Annotated in this window: 25 protein-coding genes and 1 pseudogene; 17 read left to right on the top strand and 9 right to left on the bottom strand. The window is 56.6% G+C overall.

All coding sequences use genetic code 11. The features are described from left to right. The first annotated feature begins 90 nt into the window (after nt 1–90). Both FN082_RS03030 and FN082_RS03025 read left to right on the top strand, forming a co-directional pair. Nucleotides 91–375 carry a type II toxin-antitoxin system TacA family antitoxin gene (locus tag FN082_RS03030; protein WP_139538580.1) on the top strand — a complete coding sequence of 95 codons (285 nt, stop codon included), beginning with the start codon at nt 91–93 and terminating at the stop codon, nt 373–375. Continuing rightward, nucleotides 366–848 (top strand): GNAT family N-acetyltransferase, encoded by a 483-nt coding sequence (locus FN082_RS03025; protein ID WP_139538581.1) that lies wholly within the window; start codon nt 366–368, stop codon nt 846–848. The genes FN082_RS03030 and FN082_RS03025 overlap by 10 nt, the downstream gene beginning before the upstream one ends. Nucleotides 849–917: 69 nt before the next feature. Here the strand turns inward: FN082_RS03025 and FN082_RS03020 are convergent, their stop codons facing one another. Together FN082_RS03020 and FN082_RS03015 are read right to left on the bottom strand one after the other, a co-directional pair. Beyond that, nucleotides 918–1,619, bottom strand: coding sequence for a phosphodiester glycosidase family protein (locus FN082_RS03020; protein ID WP_185932099.1), 702 nt, complete (start codon nt 1,617–1,619; stop codon nt 918–920). 69 nt (nt 1,620–1,688) lie between these two features. Next, on the bottom strand, nt 1,689–2,804 hold the full coding sequence (locus FN082_RS03015; RefSeq protein ID WP_142981118.1) for a YbdK family carboxylate-amine ligase: 1,116 nt from the start codon (nt 2,802–2,804) through the stop codon (nt 1,689–1,691). Nucleotides 2,805–3,129: 325 nt separating this feature from the next. Here FN082_RS03015 and FN082_RS03010 point away from each other — a divergent pair, with 325 nt between their 5' ends. From FN082_RS03010 to FN082_RS02980, 7 genes are read left to right on the top strand one after another with little or no spacing between them, the layout of a single operon-like run. Continuing rightward, nucleotides 3,130–4,794: an ABC transporter substrate-binding protein gene (locus FN082_RS03010; RefSeq protein WP_142466792.1), complete on the top strand. Its 1,665-nt coding sequence runs from the start codon at nt 3,130–3,132 to the stop codon at nt 4,792–4,794. 18 nt (nt 4,795–4,812) lie between these two features. After that, nucleotides 4,813–5,766 (top strand): ABC transporter permease, encoded by a 954-nt coding sequence (locus tag FN082_RS03005; protein WP_112217375.1) that lies wholly within the window; start codon nt 4,813–4,815, stop codon nt 5,764–5,766. Between the two features lie 2 nt (nt 5,767–5,768). Continuing rightward, on the top strand, nt 5,769–6,662 hold the full coding sequence (locus FN082_RS03000; protein ID WP_142464074.1) for an ABC transporter permease: 894 nt from the start codon (nt 5,769–5,771) through the stop codon (nt 6,660–6,662). Nucleotides 6,663–6,665: 3 nt separating this feature from the next. Then, nucleotides 6,666–7,709 carry an ABC transporter ATP-binding protein gene (locus FN082_RS02995; protein WP_142981117.1) on the top strand — a complete coding sequence of 348 codons (1,044 nt, stop codon included), beginning with the start codon at nt 6,666–6,668 and terminating at the stop codon, nt 7,707–7,709. After that, nucleotides 7,699–8,709, top strand: coding sequence for an ABC transporter ATP-binding protein (locus FN082_RS02990; RefSeq protein ID WP_139538587.1), 1,011 nt, complete (start codon nt 7,699–7,701; stop codon nt 8,707–8,709). Before FN082_RS02995 ends, FN082_RS02990 begins: the two co-directional genes overlap by 11 nt. 18 nt (nt 8,710–8,727) lie before the next feature. Next, nucleotides 8,728–9,912, top strand: coding sequence for an amidase (locus tag FN082_RS02985; protein ID WP_142981116.1), 1,185 nt, complete (start codon nt 8,728–8,730; stop codon nt 9,910–9,912). Next, entirely contained in the window at nt 9,902–11,170 is a 1,269-nt protein-coding gene (locus FN082_RS02980) for a Zn-dependent hydrolase (RefSeq protein ID WP_139538589.1), read from the top strand. The genes FN082_RS02985 and FN082_RS02980 overlap by 11 nt, the downstream gene beginning before the upstream one ends. Nucleotides 11,171–11,775: 605 nt before the next feature. Here FN082_RS02980 and pdxR read toward each other — a convergent pair. Next, nucleotides 11,776–13,242, bottom strand: a complete 1,467-nt coding sequence (gene pdxR / locus FN082_RS02975; RefSeq protein WP_139538590.1) for a MocR-like pyridoxine biosynthesis transcription factor PdxR — start codon at nt 13,240–13,242, stop codon at nt 11,776–11,778. 234 nt (nt 13,243–13,476) lie between these two features. On the opposite strand from pdxR, the gene FN082_RS02970 reads away from it, so the two are divergent. Genes FN082_RS02970 through FN082_RS02955 form a run of 4 tightly spaced genes read left to right on the top strand, consistent with a single transcriptional unit; the run spans nt 13,477 to nt 16,455 of the window. After that, nucleotides 13,477–14,328 (top strand): transporter substrate-binding domain-containing protein, encoded by an 852-nt coding sequence (locus tag FN082_RS02970; RefSeq protein WP_110273234.1) that lies wholly within the window; start codon nt 13,477–13,479, stop codon nt 14,326–14,328. A gap of 51 nt (nt 14,329–14,379) precedes the next feature. After that, nucleotides 14,380–15,021 (top strand): amino acid ABC transporter permease, encoded by a 642-nt coding sequence (locus FN082_RS02965; RefSeq protein WP_110273235.1) that lies wholly within the window; start codon nt 14,380–14,382, stop codon nt 15,019–15,021. A gap of 14 nt (nt 15,022–15,035) precedes the next feature. Continuing rightward, a complete protein-coding gene (locus FN082_RS02960; protein ID WP_110273236.1) occupies nt 15,036–15,701 on the top strand; it encodes an amino acid ABC transporter permease in 666 nt (221 codons plus the stop codon). Beyond that, nucleotides 15,694–16,455, top strand: a complete 762-nt coding sequence (locus FN082_RS02955; RefSeq protein ID WP_139538591.1) for an amino acid ABC transporter ATP-binding protein — start codon at nt 15,694–15,696, stop codon at nt 16,453–16,455. Before FN082_RS02960 ends, FN082_RS02955 begins: the two co-directional genes overlap by 8 nt. A gap of 327 nt (nt 16,456–16,782) precedes the next feature. On the opposite strand, the gene FN082_RS02950 is transcribed toward FN082_RS02955, so the two are convergent. Then, the gene (locus FN082_RS02950) at nt 16,783–17,547 is read right to left on the bottom strand and encodes an SDR family NAD(P)-dependent oxidoreductase (protein ID WP_142981115.1); all 765 of its coding nucleotides are present in this window, start codon (nt 17,545–17,547) and stop codon (nt 16,783–16,785) included. 182 nt (nt 17,548–17,729) lie between these two features. On the opposite strand from FN082_RS02950, the gene FN082_RS02945 reads away from it, so the two are divergent. From FN082_RS02945 to FN082_RS02930, 4 genes and pseudogenes are all read left to right on the top strand, one after another. Next, complete coding sequence (locus tag FN082_RS02945; protein WP_139538593.1) at nt 17,730–19,067, top strand: aspartate aminotransferase family protein; 1,338 nt, start codon at nt 17,730–17,732, stop codon at nt 19,065–19,067. 48 nt (nt 19,068–19,115) lie between these two features. Further along, a pseudogene (locus FN082_RS02940) lies at nt 19,116–19,271 on the top strand (GNAT family N-acetyltransferase); the annotation flags it as partial. 259 nt (nt 19,272–19,530) lie between these two features. Further along, nucleotides 19,531–19,683 carry a Hok/Gef family protein gene (locus FN082_RS02935; RefSeq protein ID WP_142981114.1) on the top strand — a complete coding sequence of 51 codons (153 nt, stop codon included), beginning with the start codon at nt 19,531–19,533 and terminating at the stop codon, nt 19,681–19,683. Nucleotides 19,684–20,052: 369 nt separating this feature from the next. Then, entirely contained in the window at nt 20,053–20,205 is a 153-nt protein-coding gene (locus FN082_RS02930; protein WP_112217260.1) for a Hok/Gef family protein, read from the top strand. Nucleotides 20,206–20,349: 144 nt separating this feature from the next. On the opposite strand, the gene FN082_RS02925 is transcribed toward FN082_RS02930, so the two are convergent. The 5 genes from FN082_RS02925 to FN082_RS02905 form a co-directional block, all read right to left on the bottom strand. After that, the gene (locus FN082_RS02925; protein ID WP_139538595.1) at nt 20,350–20,922 is read right to left on the bottom strand and encodes a beta-phosphoglucomutase family hydrolase; all 573 of its coding nucleotides are present in this window, start codon (nt 20,920–20,922) and stop codon (nt 20,350–20,352) included. Nucleotides 20,923–20,996: 74 nt separating this feature from the next. Further along, nucleotides 20,997–21,782 (bottom strand): SDR family oxidoreductase, encoded by a 786-nt coding sequence (locus tag FN082_RS02920; RefSeq protein WP_139538596.1) that lies wholly within the window; start codon nt 21,780–21,782, stop codon nt 20,997–20,999. A gap of 149 nt (nt 21,783–21,931) precedes the next feature. After that, nucleotides 21,932–22,729: an SDR family oxidoreductase gene (locus FN082_RS02915; RefSeq protein ID WP_112217257.1), complete on the bottom strand. Its 798-nt coding sequence runs from the start codon at nt 22,727–22,729 to the stop codon at nt 21,932–21,934. 59 nt (nt 22,730–22,788) lie between these two features. Further along, the gene (locus FN082_RS02910; RefSeq protein WP_139538597.1) at nt 22,789–23,844 is read right to left on the bottom strand and encodes an ABC transporter permease; all 1,056 of its coding nucleotides are present in this window, start codon (nt 23,842–23,844) and stop codon (nt 22,789–22,791) included. A 17-nt stretch (nt 23,845–23,861) separates the two neighbouring features. Further along, a complete protein-coding gene (locus FN082_RS02905) occupies nt 23,862–25,406 on the bottom strand; it encodes a sugar ABC transporter ATP-binding protein (protein WP_139538598.1) in 1,545 nt (514 codons plus the stop codon). Nucleotide 25,407 lies beyond the last annotated feature (1 nt).

The following is a 25,407-nucleotide window of genomic DNA, read 5'->3' as shown; positions in this document are numbered from 1 at the left end:
CGGGCTACAAAACCCATGAAAGTGTATAGCAATTTGTTACCTTTCGGGCTACGATTACGTATAGCAATTTGTTACCAGTGAGGAAGAATCATGCAAAACACCGTCCGCAAGCCAACTCGTGATAAGCAGATCAATATCCGCGCCACTGATGAAGAGCGTGCGGTGATTGATTATGCAGCAAGTCTGGTGAATAAAAATCGAACGGATTTTATTATTGAGAAGGCTGTACATGAGGCTCAGAACATCATTCTGGATCAGCGTGTATTCGTTCTGGATGATGCCCGTTATCAGGCCTTCATCGAACAGCTTGAAGCGCCTGTACAAAATGTTGAGGGCCGCCAGCGTTTAATGGATGTGAAGCCTGAATGGAAATAAACGTGACGGCTCCGGCTTTGCTGACGGAAAGGCATATCCTTCAGTCATTCGATTGTGGGAATGATGTTTTAAACGAATGGCTGCGCCGCCGGGCGATGAAAAATCAGCTCCTCAATGCTTCCCGCACTTTTGTTATCTGTCTTGAAGGGACCCTGCGCGTAGTGGGGTATTATTCGATTGCAACCGGTTCCGTGAGCCATGCTGATTTAGGCCGTAGTTTGCGTCAGAATATGCCTGACCCGATACCGGTCGTGTTATTGGGGCGTCTTGCTGTCGACGTATGTACTCAGGGCCATCGTTTCGGAAAATGGCTGCTTAATGATGCAGTGATGCGCATTGCTAACCTGGCGGATCAGGTGGGAATTAAGGCCGTTATGGTTCATGCCATTAATGAGCAGGCTAAAGCGTTCTATGAGTACTTTGGCTTCGTTCAGTCCCCAATTGCGGCAGGCACACTATTCTACAAAATCTAAGTTCGGTATTGCGTGCGTCTTTTGCCAGGTGGCGGCTAGCGCCTGTCCAGGCATGCCGCCACCCGGGGACTACCTGCTCTCCACCGCGATCATGGTTACGAACGGGTGGTACTGCCACGGTACGCTGCCGCCTTTCTGGTACATCTTCGAAATGGTGCCGTCGAGATACAGCATCTGGCGCACGTTGAGCTTTGATTGCGCATAGCAGGCGAAATCATAGAAATTGGTTTCGCGCTCGCTGAGCATAAACACCACTTTGCCCTCACGGGTGATGCCCACGCCGTTACGCAGCTTTCGCGAGTTGGCTGAGGGCTTCAGCCGCCAGTTGATCTTGCCGTTTTCAATCAGCATCGGCCCGGACTGCACGGCGTACTGGATGGCTGGCGAGGGCTTAAATTTCTCGAGGCTGACAATGCCCGCGTTTTGCCCTTTTAGGTAAAACACTCCGCCGGGACGAATAAAAAAATTGCCGCCGCCGGAGGCGCGGTTAAGCGGGGTCAACTGTCTGCCTTTTTCGATATACAGCCCCAGCGGCGCATACGCTTTATCATAAATGCCGCCGTTCATCGCCATCTGTACCTGTCCGTTCTGGTTGATATCCGCCAGCAGCGATCGCAGCGATCCCCAGGCTTTGCCATCCTCTTTCTGCCAGTACATCACAATGCGCTCGCGCTGCGGATTGACGGTATAGCTTTGTAGCGTCAGCAACGGGTCGGTCAGCGAGCATTTCCCATTTGCGAAGGCAGGAAGAGATAACAGTAACAACGACATAAGAGATAAACAGCGCACGACAGGATCCCGGACAAAAACGAAAGCGTGCAGTATACCGTGTTATTGCCGCTACGCCGTCCAGATCTCGCAATACTTCTGTACCAGACCGATTAGCGATCCGCCGTTGGCGACAAACTCGCGCATCCGCTGAGATTCACTGCGATCCTGCTTCGCCTGGCGGACGGTTGCATCCAGTGCGCTGTCGGCCTGAAGCTTATGGGCAAAGGGCGTCAGTTTATCCGCCAGCTGTAAAATCTCTTCGCGAAACGGCTGCCGTTTACCCGTGTGAACATCGGTATTGATGCCATCCAGCCCATAACGGCAGGCTTGATAGCGGTTGAAGGGGTAGAGCAAATAATCCTCAGGCTGGTGCTTAAACGGACGCTCCGTCAGCAGCCAGCAGGCGATAATCTGGATAAATCCGGCAATATTCACCGCCTGGGCTATCGTCAGCGGTGTATCCATCACCCGCACCTCGACGGTACCAAAACCCGGACTCGGGCGAATATCCCAGTGCAGATCCTTCATACTGTCGATCATGCTGGTATAGCTGAGGCGGCGAAATAGTCCGATAAAGGCCTGCCAGCTGTCGACCCACGGCATCGGGCCGTTGTCCGGGTAGGCAGAAAAGAGATTGAGGCGCGAGCATGCAAAGCCACTATCTGCCCCGTCGAGCCAGGGAGATGCGGCGTTTAACGCAATAAAATGTGGCACAAAGCGCGACAGGCCGTGGAGAAGATAAATCGCGTCATCGCCGTTCTGACATCCCACGTGAACGTGCTGACCGAACACCGTTGACTGCTGCGCCAGATAGCCAAAGTGCTCGACGGTTTTCAGGTAGCGCGGGTTAGCGCTGATTTGCTGGCGCTGCCAGGTTTGAAACGGGTGGGTTCCGCCGCCGCAGATTTGCACGTGATGGCGGGCGGCGGCGCGCAGCACCGCCTGTTGAATGGCGCCCAGTTGCGCCGTGGCCTGGTGGATATCGCGGCAGATACCGGTCGCGATTTCCAGCATGCTTTCGGTAATGTCATGCTTGGCTTCGCCCGCTTTCAGCGTGTTTTGCACCTCATCAATCAGCGCGGAAGAGTCCTGGCTCAGATCGTAGCCCGGCGGATTGACGACCTGGAGTTCCAGCTCGATGCCGAGGGTAAAAGGCTCTGAACGGTGAAAATCGGGTAACGGCATGGTGACTCCCGGATTATCGCTATAAGAAGAGTATAGAAGAGAACGATCCAAACTGATGATTTACCGGAAATTATGAATTTAATTTATAAAAAATGACGCGGCGTGATTATTATCTCCCGGGAATATTAAGGCTGGTGCAATCCTGCAACACAATTCCCGCCGCTGGTGCAAAAAGATAAGGCTGTTTTATTTTTCAATTAAAATCATTGAGATAATATAAGTCATTCTTATTTTATAAACCATTTCACACTTATTTTCCGCAGATTCAGAACTGGTACGCATCTTGCCTGTTAAATAGCGACTTTTATTTAACAGGGACAATGTGATGCTGAAGAAAAAATTACTCTCACGTAAATGCCATCTCGCCGTTGCTGTTAGCGGGGCATTGGCGCTGTTTGCCGCTTTACCGGCTCATGCCTCAACGTTGCGGATAGCGATGACCGCCGCCGACATCCCTTTAACCCTCGGCCAGCCCGACCAGGGTTTTGAGGGAAACCGCTTCACCGGCATCCCGCTCTACGACGCTCTTGTTGAGTGGGATCTGTCGCAAGGGGAAAAGCCCAGCGGTCTGGTTCCGGGGCTGGCGACCGAGTGGCACGTTGACCCGCAAGATCAAAGTCGCTGGATTTTCACCCTGCGCCCGGGAGTGAAGTTTCACGATGGCTCGGAGGTCAACGCCGATGCTATCGTCTGGAACGTAGATAAAGTACTGAATAAAGCCGCGCCGCAGTACGCTCCGGGCCAGATTGGCAACACGCTCTCGCGCATGCCGACCCTGATTGGCGCGCAGAAGATTGACGACCACACCGTGGCGCTGACCACCTCCGAGCCGGATGCGCTGCTGCCGTACAACATCACCAACCTGTTTATCGTTTCCCCGACGGCGTGGCAGAAACTGTATGACGCGGTACCGGCAAGCAGCGGCGATACCGCCGCGCGCAGTAAGCAGGCATGGACCGAATTCGCCGCTCATGCGGTGGGCAGCGGCCCGTTTAAAATGGAAAAACTGGTTCCCCGCCAGCAGCTGATCCTCGATAAAAACCCCGACTACTGGAACAAAGATCGTATTCCACGAGTGGATAAAGTGGTGCTGATCCCGCTGCCGGAAGCCAACGCCCGCACCGCGGCGCTGCTCTCAAAGCAGGTGGACTGGATTGAGGCCCCGGCCCCGGACGCGGTCGATCAAATCAAAGCCCAGGGTTTTAAAATCTACGCTAATACCCAGCCGCACCTGTGGCCGTGGCAGTTCTCCTTCGAGGAGGGCTCGCCGTGGAAAGATATTCGCGTGCGCAAAGCTGCCAACCTGTGCCTTAACCGCGCCGAGCTGAAAAGCTATCTCGGCGGCTATATGACCGAGGCGACCGGCGTCTATGAGGCCGACAGCCCGTGGCACGGTAAGCCCACTTTCCAGATTAAGTATGACCCGGACACCGCCCGTAAGCTGATGACCGAAGCCGGATATAGCGCCGGTAAGCCGCTGCACGTGACCGTCGCCACCTCGGCATCCGGTTCCGGGCAGATGCAGCCGCTACCGATGAACGAGTACATCCAGCAGAGCCTGAAAAGCTGCTTCTTTAACGTCGATATCAAAGTTAACGAATGGAACACCCTGTTTACCAACTGGCGTCTGGGAGCGAAAGATCCGTCCGCGAAGGGGATCGACGCGATCAACGTCAGCGCCGCGGTGAACGACCCCTATTTTGGCATGATCCGCTTCTCTACCGCCAAAGCCTTCCCGCCAGTCGCAACGAACTGGGGCTACTTCTCGACGCCGGAAACCGAAAAGCTGGCCACGGCGGTGAAGCACGCCTTTACTCCGGCTGAAATGGATAAAGCCGCCGGTGAGCTGCACGCCGCGCTGGTCGATCAGGTGCCGTTCCTGTTCGTTGCCCACGATGTCGGGCCACGGGCTATATCACCTGCCGTCACCGGGGTGGTACAGCCGCAAAGCTGGTTTATCGACCTCAGTCTGGTGAGCAAAAAAGAGTAATCGTCACGGGAGCTAGAGATGATCAATACGCTGCTATATCGCATCCTGCTGGCCGTCCCCACCATGCTTGGGGTGGCGGTAATCTGTTTTATGCTGGTGCAAATAGCACCGGGCGACCCGCTGGTGTCGGTGATGCCGCCGGACGCCTCGGAAGCGTTGCGTCAGACCTTAATGCAGGCCTACGGTTTTGATAAACCTCTGCCACTACAATTTGTCCACTGGCTATGGCGGGCGCTGCACGGCGATTTGGGCATGTCGGTCGCCACCGGACGTCCGGTGATTGGCGAAGTGATGACGGCGGTGACCTACTCTCTGCGCCTGGCGCTGCTGGCGACGGTGATTGGCTTTGTGCTGGGTAGCCTGTTTGGTTTTGTCGCTGGTTACTTTCGTAACAGCATTATCGACCGCCTGGCTTCGGTGCTGTCGGTGTTTGGCGTTAGCGTGCCGCACTACTGGCTGGGGATGCTGCTGGTCATCATTTTTAGCGTCAAACTCGCGCTGCTGCCGGCCACCGGCGGCGGGCCGATTGGCGAGGTGGGCTGGCAGTGGGACTGGGAACATCTGCAGTTTATGCTGCTGCCTGCTTTTACGCTGTCGGTGATCCCAACCGGGATTATTGCCCGCACCGTCCGTTCGCAGGTGGCGGACATTCTTAGCCAGGAGTTTATCGTCGGCCTGCGCGCCAGGGGGCTTAACGAGTCGCGAATCTTCCTGCACGTGGTGAAAAACGCCGCTCCGACCGCGCTGGCGGTGATGGGGTTACAGGTCGGCTATCTGATGGGCGGCTCGATTCTGGTGGAAACGGTCTTCTCCTGGCCCGGCACCGGAATGCTGCTGAACACCGCCATTTTCCAGCGCGATCTACCGCTATTGCAGGGCACCATCTGGGTGCTGGCGCTGTTCTTTGTGCTGCTCAATCTGCTGGTGGATATTCTGCAAACCACTCTCGACCCGCGAATTAAGAGGAGCTGACGATGGTGGATACCGTGACAACCAAAGGCATTCCCGTTTCTGCAACGACGGTCGCCCGACAAGGCTACTGGCGCGGCGTGTTTAGCCGACTGCTGCGCGACCCCGGCGGGGTGTTTGTCGGGGCGATCATTCTGATTCTGCTGGCGCTGGCGCTATTTGGTCCGTGGCTGATCGTCAAAGACCCGTATCAGACCTCCATGTTTTTACGCCTTAAACCGATAGGCACCGACGGCTTTCCGCTGGGCTCCGATGAGCTGGGGCGCGATATGCTCTCCAGGCTGATCCTCGGCACTCGCCTGTCGCTGTTTATGGGCATAGTCCCGGTGGTGTTCGCCTTTTTTATCGGCGGCGCGATCGGCATTATCGCCGGATACGCGGGTGGTAAAACCAACACCATTATTATGCGTACCGTCGACGTGTTTTACGCCTTCCCGTCGGTTCTGCTGGCGATAGCGCTCTCCGGCGCGTTGGGTGCAGGCATCGGTAATGCGCTGCTGTCGCTGACCCTGGTATTTGTCCCCCAGGTGGCGCGTATCGCCGAAAGCGTCACTGCGCAGGTGCGGCATATGGATTATATCGACGCCGCCCGCGCCACCGGGGCCAGCGCGTTTACGATTATTCGCGTGCAGGTGCTGGGCAACGTGCTGGGGCCTATTTTCGTCTTCTCTACCGGGCTGATTTCGGTGTGCATGATCCTCGCTTCCGGCCTCTCTTTTCTGGGGCTTGGCGTTCGCCCGCCTGAGCCTGAGTGGGGGCTGATGCTCAACACTCTGCGCACGGCAATCTATACCCAGCCGTGGGTGGCGGCCTTGCCCGGCCTGATGATTTTTATCACCTCCATTTCGTTCAATATCCTCGCGGACCGCCTGCGTGCGGCAATGGCGATTAAGGAGTAAGCGATGCAACCCTTTATCAATATCGACCTCGGCGGACCGGCTCAGCCGCTGCTGAAGGTCAACAATCTGCTGAAACACTTTCCTGCCGGTGGCGGCAAAAAGCGCGAAGTGGTGCAGGCGGTGGATGACGTTAGCTTTACGGTGGTCAAAGGCGAAACCCTTGGCGTAGTAGGGGAGTCGGGCTGCGGTAAATCAACCACCGCCCGGCTGTTGATGCAACTGCTTAAGCAGGATAGCGGCGAGTTGATTTTTGATGGCCTGGAGGTCGGCTCATCGCGCCTGCCGATGAAAGAGTATCGCCGCCAGGTGCAAATGGTCTTTCAGGATAGCTACGCGTCGCTGAATCCGCGCATGACCATGGAAGAGAGCATTGCGTTCGGCCAGCGGGTACACGGCGTTAGCGCCAAAGAGGCCAGCGAATATGCACGCTATCTGCTGGCGCACGTCGGCCTCGAGCCTGGGCGCTTTGCCCATCGCTACCCGCACGCGCTCTCCGGCGGCCAGCGCCAGCGCGTCAACATCGCCCGCGCGCTGGCGATGAAGCCCCGGCTGGTCATTCTTGATGAAGCGGTTTCGGCGCTGGATAAATCAGTTGAGGCCCAGGTGCTGCTATTGTTGCAGGAGCTTAAGCGAACGCTGGCGCTGACCTATGTGTTTATCAGTCACGATCTGCACGTGGTGCGCTGGCTGTCCGATCGCATCCTGGTGATGTACCTCGGCGAGGTGGTGGAGATTGGCCCGGTGGAGCAGCTGTTTACCGCCTCGGCGCACCCTTATACCCGCGCGTTATTAAGCTCGATGCCGTCGATGGATCCGCAACATCGCACCTTAACCTCCCCGCTGAGCGGCGATCCGCCCAGCCCGATTTCCCCCCCTTCCGGCTGCCGGTTTCATACCCGCTGTCCGCATGCCAGAGCGGTGTGCTCGCAGGTGAAGCCGAAGCTTGAAAGCGTCGGTGAAGGACATCAAAGCGCCTGCCTGATGGCGCAGCCCGCGTCGCCCTGGCATCAGAATATCGTCATCCAGGAGGTGAGCCATGTCGCATGAAGCTTATGTCCATATCCGCGATCTGCGGGTGGAGTTTCGCCGCGACGGCCAGACGGTCAACGCGGTTAACGGCGTCTCCTTTGATGTGCAAAAAGGCGAAGTGATGGCGCTGATCGGTGAATCCGGTTCCGGGAAAAGCGTCACACTACGCGCCCTGATGCGGCTGCATCCGCCAAAAAGCAGCGTGCTTTCCGGCACCCTGAAAGTCGGGGAGGAAGAGGTGCTGACCATGAGCGCCGGGCAGCTGCGGCGCTATCGCGGCGCGCGCTGCGCGATGATTTTCCAGGAACCGCTGCTGGCGTTTGACCCGGTCTATACCGTGGGACAGCAGATTGTTGAGGGGCTGCGCCGCCACGAAGGGCTGTCGCGCCAGGCGGCGCGGGAGAGGGCGCTGGAGGCGCTGCGCCAGGTGCGTATTCCGAGTCCCGAGCGGCGGCTGGATGCTTACCCCCACGAGATGTCCGGCGGGATGCGCCAGCGGGCGATGATTGCTCTCGCGCTCTCCTGCAATCCGCAGCTGTTGCTGGCGGATGAGCCAACCACCGCGCTGGATGCCACGGTGCAAATCCAGATCCTGATCCTGCTGCGCGAGCAGCAAAAGCAGCGCGACCTGTCGATTATCTTCGTGACTCACGATATCGGCGCGGCTGTGGAGATTGCCGACCGGGTGGCGGTGATGTACGCCGGACGCATCGTTGAAGAGGCGTCGATTGAGGATATTTTATACCGCCCCTGTCATCCCTATACCCAGGTGCTGTTAGGCAGTCGTCCGAAAGAGGGGCTGAAAAAGGGCGACGCGCTGCACTGCATCCCCGGTTCGCCGCCCGATCTCTCGCGCCTGCCGCCTGGCTGTGCCTTTGCCGAGCGCTGCCCGCACGCGCGACCGGCCTGCGCCGAGAGCCAACCAACGACAGAACAGGTAGGGTCGCGTCATGTGGTGAGCTGCCATCGCTGGCGGGAGCTGAATGCGTCCGTTGAAAACCAGGCGCTTTATGCCTGAATCACAGAGGAGACCAACATGCAGGATGACCTTCGCGCCTTTATGCCCTATCCGGCGCACCCGGTGGCGCATGCCTTAAGCGGGCCGCTGAGCGGGCTGACCTTTGCGGTCAAAGATTTGTTCGATGTGGCGGGCTACCCGACCGGCGGCGGCAATCCGCACCTGCTGGCGCTGTCCGGGATTAAAAAACGCACCGCCCCGGTGGTGCAAACGCTGCTGGATAACGGTGCGCGCTTTATCGGCAAAACCCATACCAGCGAGCTGGCGTATTCGATGAGCGGGCACAACGTGCATTATGGCACCCCGCGCAACGGTGCCGCGCCCAATCATATTCCCGGCGGCTCTTCATCCGGCTCGGCGTCGGCGGTATCGAACGATGCCTGTGATTTTGCCCTCGGATCCGATACCGGCGGCTCGGTACGCACTCCCGCCAGCTATTGCGGATTGTACGGCCTGCGTCCGACCCACGGAAGAATCTCCCTCGACGGCTGTCAGCCGCTGTGTGCCACCATGGATACCTGCGGTTTCTTTGCCCGCTCGCCGGAAGTCTTTTCTGCCGTTGCCGCCTGCCTGTTCAGTGATGAGAGAGTGGATATTACCCGCGTTCGGCTGGCCAGCCATGATGGGCTATTTTCCCGTCTGCCGCCGCGCAGCCAGCAGGCCCTGCTACCGGTTCGCCAGCGGCTGGGGCACTTTTTTGGCACGGTTTCACCCTTGAGCGAATCGCTGCCGGAGGTGGACGATATCTATCTCGCCTTCCGCCAGATTCAGGGCTACGAAGCGTGGCAGGCGCAGGGGGAAACCATCGAGCGCTACGGCCTGCAATTGGGTCCGGATGTGCGCGAACGCTTTTTCTGGGGCAAAGCGGTGACTCGCGAGCAGTTTGAAACCGCCTGTCAGTTGCGCGAACGGTTTAGCGCCTGGTGGGACGCGCAGCTCGGCGATGCGGTGCTGGTGATGCCAACGGTTCCCGACGGCGCGCCGCTGCTGACGGCGCAGGCTGAAGAGATGGAAGCGGTTCGCCGCCTGTCCCACGACCTGCTGTTAATTTCCGTAATGACCCGGCGTCCGCAGGTGACGCTACCGGTTACTCAGGTGGGCGGTTTACCGCTGGGAATTTCATTTTTAGGGCCGCGCGGCAGCGATCGTCTGCTGGTTGAGCTGGCCGCCGCGTTTATGCAAGGAGACCGAAATGAGCAGTGATGTCTTTTTTACCCCGATGATAGAGACCACCGATTGCCGTGTTAATGGCGAGCGCCTGTGGGATTCGCTAATGACGCTGGCGAAAATCGGCGCCACGCCGAAAGGCGGCTGCTGTCGTCTGACGCTCACCGATCTCGACCGGCAGGGGCGCGATCTGGTCATTAGCTGGGCGCAGGCGGCCGGGATGAGCGTCACCGTTGATAAAATCGGCAACGTCTTTATGCGTCGGGAAGGGCGTAATCCGGCGCTGCCGCCGATTGTCTCCGGTAGCCATATTGACACCCAGCCGACCGGCGGCAAATTTGACGGTAACTACGGCGTGCTGGCGGCGCTGGAGGTGGTGCGTACCCTGAACGATCTGGAGATTGAAACCGACGCGCCGATTGAAGTGGTGTTCTGGACCAATGAAGAGGGTTCGCGTTTTGTGCCGGTGATGATGGGTTCCGGGGTGTTTGCCGGGATATTTCCGCTGGAGACCATCTACGCTGCGAAGGATGCAGATGGAAAAACCGTGGGCGAGGAGCTGGCGCGCATCGGCTATATCGGCAGCCAGGCGCCGGGCGACCACCCGATTGGCGCCTACTTCGAAGCGCATATCGAACAGGGGCCGATTCTGGAAGATGAAGAGAAAATCATTGGTATCGTGCAGGGCGTGCTGGGTATTCGCTGGTATGACTGCGTGGTGACAGGCCAGGAGTCCCACGCTGGGCCGACGCCGATGCGCCTGCGCCAGGATGCGTTGCAGGTCGCGACCCGCATTATGCAGGAGGTGGTGGCAATTGCCGGACGCAGCGATGAGGGGCGCGGCACGGTGGGAATGGTGCAGGTCTATCCGAACAGCCGCAACGTGGTGCCGGGCGAGGTGACCTTTTCGATTGATATGCGCAATCTTAGCGATGAGCTGGTGGATGCGATGGACCGCCAACTGCGCGAGTTTATCGGCAGCGTCGAGCAGGAGAGCGGCCTGAAGGTGGCCCTGAAAGAGGTGAGCCACTATCCGGCAGCGCCGTTCCACCCGGATTGCCAGGCGGCGATTGCCGGAGCCGCCCAGCGCCTCGGTTATCCGGCGCGGGAGATTGTATCCGGTGCCGGTCATGACGCGGTGTATATGAGCTATCTGGCGCCGACCGGGATGATTTTTATCCCCTGCAAGGACGGCATCAGCCATAACGAAATTGAGTATGCTTCGCCGGAACACGTCGAGGCCGGAGCCAACGTGCTGCTGCAGGTGATGTTGCAGTACGCCAGGGCGGTGTAGACAGTCGTTCTCCCCGGTCGCGCTGCGCTTACCGGGGCTACGTGAGTAGCCCGGGTAAGGCGTTTACGCCGCGACCCGGGATTTCCGGGCTTGGTGCCTGAAGGAGGCAGATTAGGTAGCCCGGACAGGCGCGTCAAGCGCCGCCTCCGGGACGATTTTCATGCAGCAACTGAATCCCCCCTGAAACAGAAAAACTCACAGCGATGCCCTGGTACCCGCTGAAATCGGCAAACCGAAGGTCCGAAGACAAGGGCTGGCCGCCAGGGATGGCGGCCAGAGGCGAATCGAGACAATGATGTCGAGTTGAGCCGACCGCAGGCTGAGGACCGGGAGGTGAGCGCAGTGCGTAGCACCGATTTCTTTGCGGGACCGCGGGGATTGTAAAGGGGGAGACGGTTTTCTCCCCCTTTACCCGTTCACGTACCGCGGTGAGACATTTTCTGCGAAATAGTGGTGAACGGAACCCTTCTACACAGTCCCGGAGGCGGCGCTTGACGCGCCTGTCCGGGCTACAAGAGCCCCTTCTGGCGGCTAAATTTATGCGAACCGACAACGCACAGAACCACTCCCAACGTCACCGTCGACAGAGCCAGCCTGAAGTACCGCTAACCCATCTGCGCCAGCTGACCGCGCAGCACTTCAACCCCTTGCTCAATAGCGTCGGGGTTAATGGCATGGAACCCCATGCGGAAGAAGTTATCCGGCGGCGCGTTGCTGAGAAAATGCCGCGCGCCGGGTTCAATCAGTACCCCTGCATGAGCGGCGCGCCAGGTGAGCTGCTGGGTATTGATTTGCTCCGGCGTGGCCAGCCAGAACGCATTGGCGTGCTCGCTGCCGGGAATAATCCGGCACTCCGGCAGATGATGTTGCAGCGCGTTGTTGAGCCTGTCCCAGCGCTGGGCCGAGTCGTAATGGTAGCGCCGCAGGTGCGTTTCATAGTGGCCCTGGGCGAGGAAATGCGCCATCTGATACTGAATATTGGTCGGCGGATGGCGATATACCAGCCGCCGCAGTGCTCTTGCTTCATCAATCAGGTCCGGGTCGGCGACCATAAAGCCCAGCCGCAGACCCGGCGACAGCGCTTTTGACAGGCTGCTGACGTAGACGACTCTTCCGCTGCGATCGCTGGCCTTCAGCGCCGGAAGCGGGTTAAGCATAAAGTTACTCTCCGAGTCGTAATCGTCCTCAATAATGACCGCGTCATGGCGAGCAGCATGCTCCAGCAGCTGGCTGCGTCGCGCCTTGCTCATCGCCACGCCGGTCGGTACCTGGTGGCCGGGGGTCACATAGTAGTAATCGCAGGGCGTATCGTTGAGGACGATCCCTTGTTCATCCACCGGGTGCGGCACGATATCCGTATCGGCAAGCAGGAAGGTGTTGATGGCCTCGCGAAAACAGGGGTTCTCCACGCCGACTCGCGTCTTCGACGACATCAGCAGGCGGGTCAGGAGATAGAGCGCGTTTTGTGAACCGAGGGTAATCAGGATCTCATCCGGCGCGGCGACAATACCGCGTTTGGGCAGTACCCGGGTGCGGATTTGCTCAATCAGCATCGGCACGTCCTGGTCGATATGGTCCACCACCCACGCCGGATCGCGCACCCCGCCGTGCAGCCAGTTTGCCGCTGAACGCCAGGTCGCCAGCGGAAACTGGCGGGTATCGGGCTGACCGTAGATAAACGGGTAGCGGTAGTTCATCCAGCCCGCCGGTTTCAGAATCGACTCCTGCTGGCTGGGGGTAATTTGCAGCCGCGTGCCCCAGCGTGGTGCAGCACCTTCGTCCTGCGGTGCAGCTTCCGGCGCAGTGGAAGGGGAAGTGTGCTGATAATCCGGGTGCAGGTAATACCCGCTGCGCGGGCGACTTACCAGATATCCCTCGTTCACCAGTCCCTCAAAAACCAGCGCCGTGGTGTTACGTGATACCCGCAGCTGGCTGGCCAGCTGGCGGCAGGAGGGGAGCGGCATGTCGGCGGAAAAAATGCCGCCCAGAATGGCGTTAATCAGCGTCTCGCGCACCTGCTCCTGCAAACCGCGGCGCGGGTCGAAATCAACGTGTAACAGGTGTCGGATCATGCTTAGCTCCTTACGCAAACGCTCTGTGCATGAACCGGAGCAAATTCCATACCATCCTGAAAATGACTGACACATCCACGCGGTGAATCTGGCTCTATCCGGAAATTAAAAACGCTCCCTACAGTAAAAACGCATTCATCAGTCGCGGTTCGGAACTTCCGTCGGCACATATTTTGCAAAACCTTTTCATGTTCTGGAATGAACACGTCTGGCGAATTAATTAGGGGTAGATTGATGAAAAAATCATTAGGTTCAATGTGTCTGGGCGCCGTTATGGCGATGGCCTTTTCTTATCACGCAGTTGCCGCCGATCTTCCGGAAATAGAAAAATCCGGCACATTGAAAGTCGCGACCGAAGATGATTACGCGCCGTTTAACTTTATGAATAACGGCCAGGCGGATGGCTTTAACAAAGATATGCTCGATGAATTACGTAAATACGCGAAATTCAATGTCGATCAGAGCATTCTGCCGTGGACCGGATTATTAGCGGCGGTCTCCACCGGCCAGTACGATATGGCGTTAACCGGCGCGGTGATTACCGACGACCGCCTGAAAGTTTTTGATTTCACGCCGCCGTGGGCTTCAGCGCAGCACTATTTTGTCAAACGCGCTGGCGATAATTCACTGGATACGATTGCGAGTCTGAGCGGTAAAAAAGTGGGCGTTCAGGCGGGCAGCGCGCTGCTGGCGCGTCTGCCGGAACTGAAAGCGATGCTGGAGAAAACCGGCGGTAAGCTGGGGCCGGTGGTGGAATATCCTTCCTACCCTGAAGCCTATGCCGACCTCGCCAACAAGCGCCTGGATTACGTGATTAACGTGGTTATTTCGGTTAACGACCTGGCGAAGGCCAAGCCAAAGGTATTCGCCAAAGGTCTGGCGGTTTCCGGTCCGGGCTATATGGCATGGCCGATCCCGAAAAACTCGCCGCAGCTGCTGGCTTATATGACTAAATTTATGAACCACATGAAGGAAACCGGCAAGCTCGCCGAACTGCAGAAAAAGTGGTTTGGCGAAACCTATGACGACCTGCCGACCGAAGCGATTACCAGCCCGGAACAGTTCCATAAACTAGCGGGTCTGTAATGTGTTCTGCGGCGGGTCACCGCCGCCTGTTAAGGTGTGAAGGAGGGCTTCATGGATGCAATTTCCTGGCAGTTACTGATTGAAGGCGCATGGACGACCCTCTGGATTTCGGCCATCGCCATCGCCTTTGGCGTGGTGATTGGCCTGCTGATTGCGCTGGTGCGAATGCTACGCGTACCGGTTATCGATCAGCTGCTGGTGGTCTATATCAGCCTGGCCCGCGCTACGCCGCTGGTGACGCTGGTGCTGTTCCTGTTTCTTTCTCTGCCGACGGTCGGGATTAACCTCGATAAAAACGTCGCGGCGATTGTGGCGCTGACGCTCAATACCTCGGCCTTCAACGCCGAAATCTGGCGCAACGCTTTTCGTACTTTCCCCCGCGAGCAGCGGGAAGCGGCGGAGTCGGTGGGGATGCGTCGCTGGCCCTATTTCCGCTATATCATGCTGCCGCAAATGTGGATTGAAAGCCTGCCCGCGCTGGTCAACGAAATGTCGTTTCTGATTAAAGGCAGCCCGGCCATTGCGGTGATTGGCGTGGTGGATTTGACCCGCGTAACAAACCGAATTTCTTCGGTCACCTATGAACCTCTTTCGCCGATTCTGGCGGCGGGCCTGCTGTACGTGGTGATCATTGGTCTGCTGCTGAAACTGCAGGGGATGGCGGAGCGTAAAGCGAAGCGTCTGGCGCGATAAATACAGGAGGTGCTATGAATCAGTGGGCCGTTATCTGGTCGGTGCGCGACAGCTTTATTGCCGGTTTACTCGCCACCCTTGAACTATTTATTACCGCAGCCATTGCCGGTTTAATTATCGGTATTGTGCTGTGCTATTTAACCGAATATCAAAAGAAAACCCTTAACCGGCTTATTATTGGCTTTGTCAGTTTAATGAGGGCCATTCCGTTTTTGATACTGGCCTATTTGCTCTATTACGGGCTGCCGGAAGTCGGTATCAGTATGGAGGCGTGGACCGCCGGGCTGATTGCCTTAATTATCTATCACGGCGCTTATTTCTTCGAAATATTGCGCAGTCAGCGCCGGGTATTTTCCGGCGGCTATATTGAAGCCGCGGTGGCGCAGGGTTTTTCACGCTACAAAATATTCCGCCGCATTATTCTGCCCAATATCCTGTCTTCCGCATTACCGTTGATGGGTAACCAACTAATTATTTGCCTGAAAGACACCGCTTTTCTCAGCATTATCACCGTCCAGGAGATAACCGCTGCGGCCAACAGCGTGCAGGCCACTTATTTTATCCCGTTTAACGCCTTTATCGTCGCGATTGGGCTCTACTGGGCTGTCAGCATTCTGCTGGAACTGCTGATTAAACGTCTGAGCGCCTGGGGAGCCAGAAGAGGAATGAGCCATGCATGATACGACTGCTGTAAGCGTCAAAAACGTCTCTAAACAGTTTGATAACGTTGAAGTTCTGCGTGATATCAACCTGACGGTAGAGAAGGGGACCGTGGTGAGCATCCTCGGTTCGTCAGGTTCCGGTAAATCGACGCTGCTGCGCTGCATGAACTGGCTGGAGCAGCCGGATCGCGGTGAGGTGCGCATCAGCGGCCAGCGGCTGGGTATTGATGAAGATAATGGCCGGGCCATGTCCCATCGCCAGCTGTCGAAAATCCGCGAGCGGGTCGGGATGGTGTTTCAGAGCTTTAACCTGTGGCCGCACCTGACCGTGCAGCAGAACGTCAGCGAAGCGCTGCTGCACGTGAAGGGGATGAAGCGTGATGAAGCGAAAGCTATTGCCATGCAGCAACTGGAGAAAGTGGGGATGGCGCATAAAGCCGACGTCTACCCCATTACGCTCTCAGGCGGACAGAAGCAGAGGGTGGCGATTGCCCGCTCGCTGGCGATGTCGCCGGAGGTGATTTTGTTCGACGAGCCGACGTCGGCGCTCGATCCAGAACTGGTCAACGAGGTGCTGGGCGTGATGAAAGCGCTGGCGGCCGAAGGTTATACCATGGTGGTGGTGACCCACGAGATGGACTTTGCGCGTCAGGTATCGGATGAAGTGGTGTTTCTTGAGAAGGGGTTGTTGATTGAGAAAGCGCCGCCGGAGAAGTTTTTCACTAATCCGGATTCCGAGCGCGTCAGGCAGTTTTTGCAGAGCAGCCGGTGATCAGCAGCCAATCCCCCCGGTGGCGCTGCGCTTACCGGGGCTACGGGTTTCCAGCCGTCAGCGGGGAGTAGCCCGGGTAAGGCGTTTACGCCGCGACCCGGGATTTCCGGGCCCGGAGCCTGAGGGAGGCAGATTGAGTAGCCCGGACAGGCGCGTAAGCGCCGCCTCCGGGACGCTGTTGAGGGGTTCCGTTCACCATCAAGTCGCAGAAAATGTCTCATCGAGGTACGTGAACGGGTGCATAACACGTTGTTTCAGAGACATATCCGTAGCTGCATGAAACTCTCCCGGAGGCGGCGCTTACGCGCCTCTCCGCTCTACCAAACCTCAATCCCGATCGATTGCGAACGGCTGCCAGGCCTGACGCACCGGCATCACTTCCACCCGGTTGATATTCATATGGTCCGGCAGCGTGGCGATATAAAACATCTGCTCGGCAATATCCCGCGCGCTCAGCGGCGTGGTGCCGCGATAAAGATTATCTGACGCCGCCTGGTCACCTTTGGTGCGCACCAGGGTAAATTCCGTTTCGGCAATCCCCGGCGCGAGGTCGGTCACGCGCACACCGGTGCCGAGCAGGTCGCAGCGCAGGTTGTAGCTGAACTGCTTCACGAATGCCTTGCTGGCGCCATAAACGTGGCTGCCCGGATAGGGCCACTGCCCGGCGATAGAGCCGATATTAATGATGCTCGCGCCTGCGCCGTGGTTAATCAGCGTCGGCAGCAGGGCGTGGGTCACGTTGACCAGACCGGTGACGTTGGTGTCGATCATCGTTTTCCAGTCTTCCAGCTCCACTTTCTGCGCCGGCTGCGGCGACAGCGCCAGCCCGGCGTTGTTAATCAACGTGGTGATATCGGCAAATTCAGCGGGCAGCGCTGCTACAGCCGCGGTAACCGCATCGCTATCGCGTACGTCGAGTTCGATAATATGCACCGGGACCTGTGAGGCCAGTTTATCCTGTAACGTCTTTAGCCGCTCAACACGGCGTCCGCTCAGCACCAGCGACCAGCCCGCATCGGCGAAAACCTGCGCCGCCGCTTCCCCAAAACCCGAGGTCGCCCCGGTAATAAACACCACTTTGCTCGTTGCCATTTCATTCTCCTGTGCAGGTTGTCGCTCCCACTATAAAAACGCCGTGCGGGTGGGCACAGGGCCAGTCGGTGCGCGGCGATGTGACACGGTGTCACATCATTTTCGCCGTACTGGCTCTATCCGTTTTTCTCAGGCGCAGCCAATGATGATGCCAACAACAACGACATGAGAGAGGGCAGGGTATGAAGCTGGCAATACAGAACGATGTAGCGGTAAGCAATGATGAAGTTCGGCAGCTGGATCGCGCCTACGTATTTCATTCATGGTCGATGCAGGGCAATTTACATCCGCTGGTGATCGCCGGGGCCAAAGGCTGCGAGCTATGGGATTACGAAGGCAATACGTACCTTGATTTCAGCAGCCAACTGGTGAACGTGAACATCGGCTATCAGCATCCTCGCGTGCTGGCGGCAATGAAAGCGCAACTGGAAGAGCTGGTGACCATCGCGCCTGCCACCGCCAACCTCGCCCGCGCCGAAGCGGCGAAACGTATCGTCGAGCTGGCGCCGGAAGGCTTTAGCAAAGTGTTCTTCACCAACGCCGGAGCGGATGCCAACGAGAACGCTATCCGCATGGCGCGGCTCTATACCGGGCGCGATAAAGTGCTCTCTGCCTATCGTTCCTATCACGGTAATACCGGCAGCGCGATTGCCGCTACCGGCGACTGGCGTCGCGTGCCGAACGAGTATTCGCGCGGCCACGTTCACTTCTTCAACCCCTATCTCTACCGCAGCGAGTTCAACGCCACGACGGAAGAGGAGGAGTGCCAGCGCGCGCTGGCGCATCTGCGGCGGATGATCGAGTGCGAAGGCCCGAACGCGATTGCCGCGATTCTGCTGGAGTCCATTCCGGGAACCGCCGGAATTCTGGTGCCGCCGGATGGTTATATGCAGGGCGTGCGGGCGCTGGCCGACGAGTTCGGGATTGTGCTGATCCTCGATGAGGTAATGGCCGGTTTTGGCCGTACCGGCAGTTGGTTTGCCTTCGAGCAGGATGGCGTGGTACCGGATCTGGTGACCTTTGCTAAAGGGGTGAACGCCGGTTACGTTCCGGCGGGCGGCGTGCTGATTAGCGAACCGATTGCCCGCTATTTTGACGACCATTTCTTTGCCGGAGGGCTGACCTATTCCGGCCATCCGCTGGCGATGGCGGCGATTGTCGCCACCATTGACGCGATGAAAGAAGAGAAAGTGGTGGAGAATGCGGCAATGATGGGCAACGAGGTGCTGCGCCCGGGGCTGGAAGCGCTGGCGGAGAAACACGCGATTATCGGCAACGTTCGTGGTCGTGGTCTGTTCCAGGCACTGGAACTGGTCAGCAGCCGCGAGCAGAAAACGCCGCTGACCGCTGCGGATATGGCGGCGATTAAGGGCGCGTTAACCGAGGCCGGTCTGCTGGCGTTTGTGGTGGAAAACCGCATTCACGTGGTGCCGCCGTGCACCATCAGCGCCGAGCAGGTAGCAAAAGGCCTGGCGATTTTTGATGCAGTATTCACCCGTTTCGCGAGCCTGGCGAAGTAAGGGGTTTGTGCGGTGTGTTTTCCGGAGCGCTGTACCGGGCGACCAAATCGTCGGCTGGAGTGGTGGTGTGACTCAATGAATATCGACGATGTATGGCCTGCCCGTGATGCGGTCATCCGGCCGTGGCTGGCGGTGGATAATTTTGATGGTGAAGGCAGGCAGCTGAAGCGGCTGGAAGATTTTCGGCCGATGTTGTCACAGTAGCGCCGGGTAATCAGGTTTGACTTCCCCAAAAAATAGAAGCGGGCTAAACGTTTTCTGAAAAAGAGATAGTGCTGGTTAAATATACAGCTCAATGCACAGGGAAGCGTATGATAACGGCGGGTGCCTGAGGCTTTCTGAGTTCAGGCTTAGGTGAGGATCCAGAAAGACGAAGCCCCAGGAGATGTTCCCATCAACCTGAGGCTCACGATCCAAACCCAACATTTGGATAGTAGCCTCTTCTTCGCATGGAGGCAACGAGATGCTGACAAAGTACGCCCTGGTGGCGGTCATAGTGTTATGTCTGACAGCGCTGGGGTTCACGTTAATGGTACGCGACTCGCTGTGCGAGCTGAGTATCAAAGAACGTAGTATGGAGTTTAAGGCCGTTCTCGCTTACGAAACGAAGAAGTAGCCGGTATGCGGGGAGCAATCCCCGCTTATCCGCAGGCTGGGTAAGGAACCTTAAGGCACCTTTTTTACCATTCCGGGCTAGCGCCAATGGCCCATTTTGAGTTTTCCACTTCTCTCATGAAGACGAGATCCTCCCTGAAATCCAGCCAGCCTAAACGTTTTCTGAAAAATGATTTTAGCTGGTTAAATATACAGTGATGTGAGCAGGGAAGGGTATGATGACTGCGGGTGCCTGAGGCTTTTTGAGTTCAGGCTTATTAGGTGAGGATTCAGAAAGACGAAGCCCCAGGAGATGTTCCCATCAACCTGAGGCCTACAATCCAAACCTAGCAGTTGGATAGTAGCCTCTTCTTCGCATGGAGGCAACGAGATGCTGACAAAGTACGCCCTGGTGGCGATCGTGGTGCTGTGTCTGACAGCGCTGGGATTCACGTTAATGGTACGCGACTCGCTGTGCGAGCTGAGTATCAAAGAACGCAGTATGGAGTTTAAGGCCGTTCTCGCTTACGAAACGAAGAAGTAGCCGGTATGCGGGGAGCAATCCCCGCCTATCCGCAGGCTGGGTAAGGAACCTTAAGGCACCTTTTTTCTGCTGATGGGGAGCAGGATGGACGGCGAGAGAAAATCGACCGGTTTATAGCAACAGTGCCGCCACCCTGCATAATTTTTAGCTCAGAGTATTAACGTCAATTACGTCCATACCCGCATTTTTCGCCGCTTCAATCCCAAAGCGGGAGTCTTCGAAAACAAGGCAGAGTTCAGGTTGCACATGAAGTTCGTTAGCGCACAATAAGAACGTGTCGGCGGCGGGCTTGTGATTTTTAACCCGGTCGGCGGAGACGATAGCGGCAAAGCGCTGGGTTAAATTAAAGCGGTTAAGCAGTATGTCCACAGTGCTACGTTCGCTACCGGTTCCCAGCGCCAGCGGTTTTTTATCCTGCCACGCCAGTAAAATGTCCATTGCTGGTAGAACCCGGATTTCCGCCGTTTGTAGCAATTTCTCAATGGCCTGCTTTTTACGATCGGCCAGTGAAAATGGGTCGGCTTTTAACCCTTTTAAGGCGACAAGCTGGCTGGCCACCTGCCAGGGAGCGGAGCCGTTGAACGGAATAAGTTCTTCTTCATAAATGGTGATATTGTCGGATGCGAATACGCTTAACCACGCCTGACGGTGTAAAGGTTCGGTATCAAAAAGGGTTCCATCCATATCAAAAATAAGGCCGTGATAGTGGCTATACATAATGGTTGCCTGTGTGCTGTGAACATCGTCAGGGAGGGAAATGCGGAGAGGGCTCCCCGCATTGTTATACCGTCTTACCAGCAGACAAAACCGCCATCGACGACCAGGTCAACACCAGTACAGAACGACGCGGCATCGCTTGCCAGGAACAGCGCTGGCCCGGCCATCTCTTCAACTTTCGCCATGCGCTGAATTGGCGTCTGGCTTTCGAATTCACGGGTCTGATGGACCATCTCAGGTCGGGTGTTCATTGGTGTAGCGGTATATCCAGGACTGATCGAGTTAACGCGGATCCCTTTGCCAATCCACTCCATAGCGAGGCTTTTCGATAAGTGAATAACACCGGCTTTGGAGCAGTTGTAATGGGCCTGATCGAGGCCCCGGTTAACGATAATACCGGACATGGAGGCGATATTAATGATAGAGCCGCCGCCGAATTCCTGCATCAGTTCAGCCTCTGCTTTACAGGAGTTCCATACGCCAGTGAGGTTAATATCGATAACCCGCTGCCATTGTTCCGTTTCCATCTCCAGCGCCGGATTAGCATTGGCAATCCCGGCGGCGTTAACGGCGACGTCAAGACGACCGAAGCGGCTTTTGGCCAATGCGACACCCGCGCGTAAATCGCTAAGCTGGCGGACATCACCGGTGTAAAAACAGGCCTGCCCGCCAATCGCTTCAATGTTTTTAACGGTTTCGGCAAGGCCGCCGTCTTCGCGGAGATCAAAGCAGACTACCCGAGCGCCTGCGCTGGCGAGGCCATAAGCAATCATCTGACCGATGCCGCTGCCCGCGCCTGTCACGAAGGCCACGCGGTCCTGCAGATTAAACAACTGTTGGGCAAAATCTTTTGCGATCATAGTTATTACTCTCTTAAAAATATTCTTTAGCATGCCCGGTGTTGGCGTTCCCGGAGGCGGCGCGTTGCGCCTGTCCGGGCTACGGGGCTTGTGCCGTCGGGTAGTCTTGTAGCCCGGGTAAGGCGTCAGCCGCAACCCGGGGAACGGAATTACGACATAATCAGTCCGCCATCGATATTGATGGTTTGCCCGGTGAGATAACGTGCGTCATCGGACGCCAGGAACGCCACCAGTCCGGCAACATCTTCCGGTTTACCGGCGCGCTTCATCGGAATGCCTTCGACCCACTCCGCCATCAGCTCACCCTTGCCGTAGCGTTTCTGCTCGGTGCTAAGGACTTCGCCCCATACGCGGTCGTTGTAATCCCACATCTCGCTTTCAATAATGCCCGGACAGAAGGCGTTGACGGTGATATTCCACGGAGCAAGTTCGTGGGCCAGGCTCTGCGTGATGCCGATAACGCCCATTTTGCTGGCCGCGTAATGCGGGGTGTAAATAAAGCCCTGACGACCCTGGCCGGAAGAGGTGTTGATCAGGCTGCCGTGGTTTTGTTTCACCATATATTTAGCGGCTTCGCGACAGCACAGCCAGACGCCGGTGGTGTTAACGGCCAGCACTTTTTCAAAGTCGGCTTTCGGCATGCGATCGTAATAGTCGATGGTGATCACGCCTGCGTTCTGAATAGAAACATCAATCGTGCCGAAGCGCGCTGCCGCCTGCTCGTACAGCGATTGCACCTGCGCTTCATCAGTTACATCGACCTGCAACGACAGAATGTCGGCCTGATAGCGCTGGCGTAAGGTTTCCGCCGTTTCGTGAACGCGCTCGGCGTTGGAGACCATTACCAGATTTGCGCCGTCGCGAGCAAAGCGCTCAGCAATACCGGCACCAATTCCGCGGCATGCGCCAGTGATAACAACCGTTTTGTTTTGGAAATTTCTTTGCATTTTTTCTTCCCTTGTATAGGCCGGACACCAGTGCGTCCGGCGGGGTAATGAAGACGTTATTAGCTGGTGGCTCCTGCCGCGGCCAGTTTCTCTTCATGGCGGCGCATCAGGATGACTTTGTTTTGTAGTTTCTGCTGGAACTGGTCGACAACGACGGCGGTGACGATAACCACGCCTTTAATCACCATCTGCCAGAAATCGCTGACTCCCATCATCACCATGCCGTCGGCAAGGAAGACGATAACGAAAGCACCAATAATTGAACCCGTTACCCGACCACGACCTCCCGCCAGCGCGGTTCCGCCGAGTACGGTCGCGCCGATGGCGTCCATTTCGAACATATTGCCGGTCATTGGATGCGCGGTTTGCAGCTGCGACGCGACGATCAGGCCAACGAATGCGGAGCAAAGGCCGGAGAAGGCGTACACGAAGACCTTCGCTTTCACGATGGGAACACCGGCCAGGCGGGCAGCGGATTCGTTACCACCAATAGCGTAGATATAGCGGCCCAGCGGCGTTTTAGTGGTCAGCCAGTAGCCCAGCAGCAGGAATGCAATCATCAGCCAGATTGGCAGATACACGCCCATTAGCGTACCGGAACCCAGCGTAGCAAAGCCGGTGTTGCCCAGTGCTTCCATGCCGTTAAGGTTGGGGTAGGTGCTGCCGTCGTTGAACAGCAAGGCTGAACCCCTGGCGACATACATCATGCCCAGTGTGCAGATAAAGGGCGCGACGCCGAAGCGGGTAATCACGGCACCGTTAATGAAGCCGACAATGACGCCGAAAATAGCCACGCACAGAATGACTTCAGGCACGTTGAAGAAGATAACGCTGCCGTTCCATAAGGGCAGGCCGTTGGTTAATAACGCCCCTGCGACCATGCCGCAGATCCCGGCGACAGCGCCGACGGAAAGGTCGATTCCTCCGGTCAGGATCACCAGCGTCATGCCGATGGCCAGCAGGCCGGTGATGGCCACGTGCTGAGTCATAATCAGCAGGTTAGATGTGGTCAGGAAATTCGGTACCATCACGCTGAAGAATGCGATAACCAGCAGCAGAGCGATAAACGTTCTGGCCTTCAGCAGGTACATATAAATCATATATTTCTGGTTCATGATGGGTTCCAGCCTGATTAATCTTGAGGTGTTGAAGCCGCGATTAATTTTTCGCGGGTAACCGCATGACGCGGTAAATCGGCGGTAATACGGCCATCGGCCATCACCAGGATGCGATCCGCCAGCGCCATGACTTCATCCAGTTCTGATGAAGAGAACATCACTGCCAGACCCTGTTGGGCCATTTTGCCAATCAGGTGATAAACGTCGGTTTTAGCGCCGACATCAATGCCGCGAGTCGGCTCATCGAGAAACACGACCTCCGGCTTTGTCATCAATGCCTTGCCGAGCACCACTTTTTGCTGATTACCGCCGCTTAAAGAGGTAATTGGCAGATCGGGGTCGCTAACCTTGATAGCCAGTTCTCGAATCATCTCTTTGACACAGGCGATTTCTTTCTGTGGATTCAGCCACTTCCACGCGCGGCGAAAACCCTGCAGACTAAAATCAGACAAGGTCATATTCGATTGAATCGACATCATCTGTACTACGCCTTCGCCCTGTCTGTCTTCAGGAACGAGCGCCAGCCCTTTTTTTAACCGTGCCTGGAACTGCGATTTTTCAATACTTTCGCCATTGAGATGTACGCTGCCGTTCTGGCAAGGCATCAGGCCGACCAGACCCTTGAATAGCTCCGTACGTCCTGCGCCGAGCAGGCCGTAGATGCCGATCACTTCCCCTTTACTTAAGGTGAAGGTCACGTCGTTGAGCTTATAGCCCCCGCTGGGATGCAGCGCCGTCAAACCTTCAACGGCAAGTACCGCTTCGCCTTTTGGCGCGGGCTGGTAGTCGAAATGCTTTTTCTTATCGCCGACCATTTGCTCGATGATCCACGGAATACTGGCATCGCTGACCTCGCGTTCGCTGATAAAGCGTCCATCGCGAAAAATGGTGATGTGATCGCCAATTTCCATCAGTTCTTCCAGACGATGGGAAATATAAATAATGGTGACGCCGCGACGTTTAAGCTGCTCAATGACGTTAAACAGGATTTTGACTTCCGACTGACTGAGTGCAGAAGTGGGTTCGTCCATGATTAATACGCGAGTATCTTTTGAAAGCGCTCGTGCAATTTCGACCATCTGCTGATGGCCGATACCTAACTCGCCAAGTTGCGTATAAGGGTCGACATTGAGTTCCAGCCTTTCCAGTAATTTTTTGGCTAACTCATATTGATATTTTTCGTTGATTTTCCCTTTCTGAAAGAACTCGTTGGCCATGAAAATATTATCCATGACGTTCATGTTCGGAAATAAATTCAATTCCTGAAAAATAATACTAATGCCGTGTTTTTCTGCCTGATGGGTAGAGCCAAGCGTAACCGGAGTACCATCAAGAATAATTTGACCAGATGACGGGGTTTCAACGCCAGCAAGCATTTTCATCATGGTGGATTTACCCGCACCATTTTCACCGATCAGAACGTTTACTTTATTTCGATAGACCCGGTAGTTCACGTTATCTAAGGCAATAACGCCCGGATAAACACGTGATAATTCGCGGGTTTCGATAATAACTTCAGATTCGACTGGTTGGGAATTGACGAGTTCTTGCCGCTGCATG

The sequence above is a fragment of the Klebsiella spallanzanii genome (assembly GCF_902158555.1).
Taxonomy (GTDB): domain Bacteria; phylum Pseudomonadota; class Gammaproteobacteria; order Enterobacterales; family Enterobacteriaceae; genus Klebsiella; species Klebsiella spallanzanii.
Note: the sequence above shows the minus strand (reverse complement) of the source record. Positions and strands in the feature narration are given on the sequence as shown.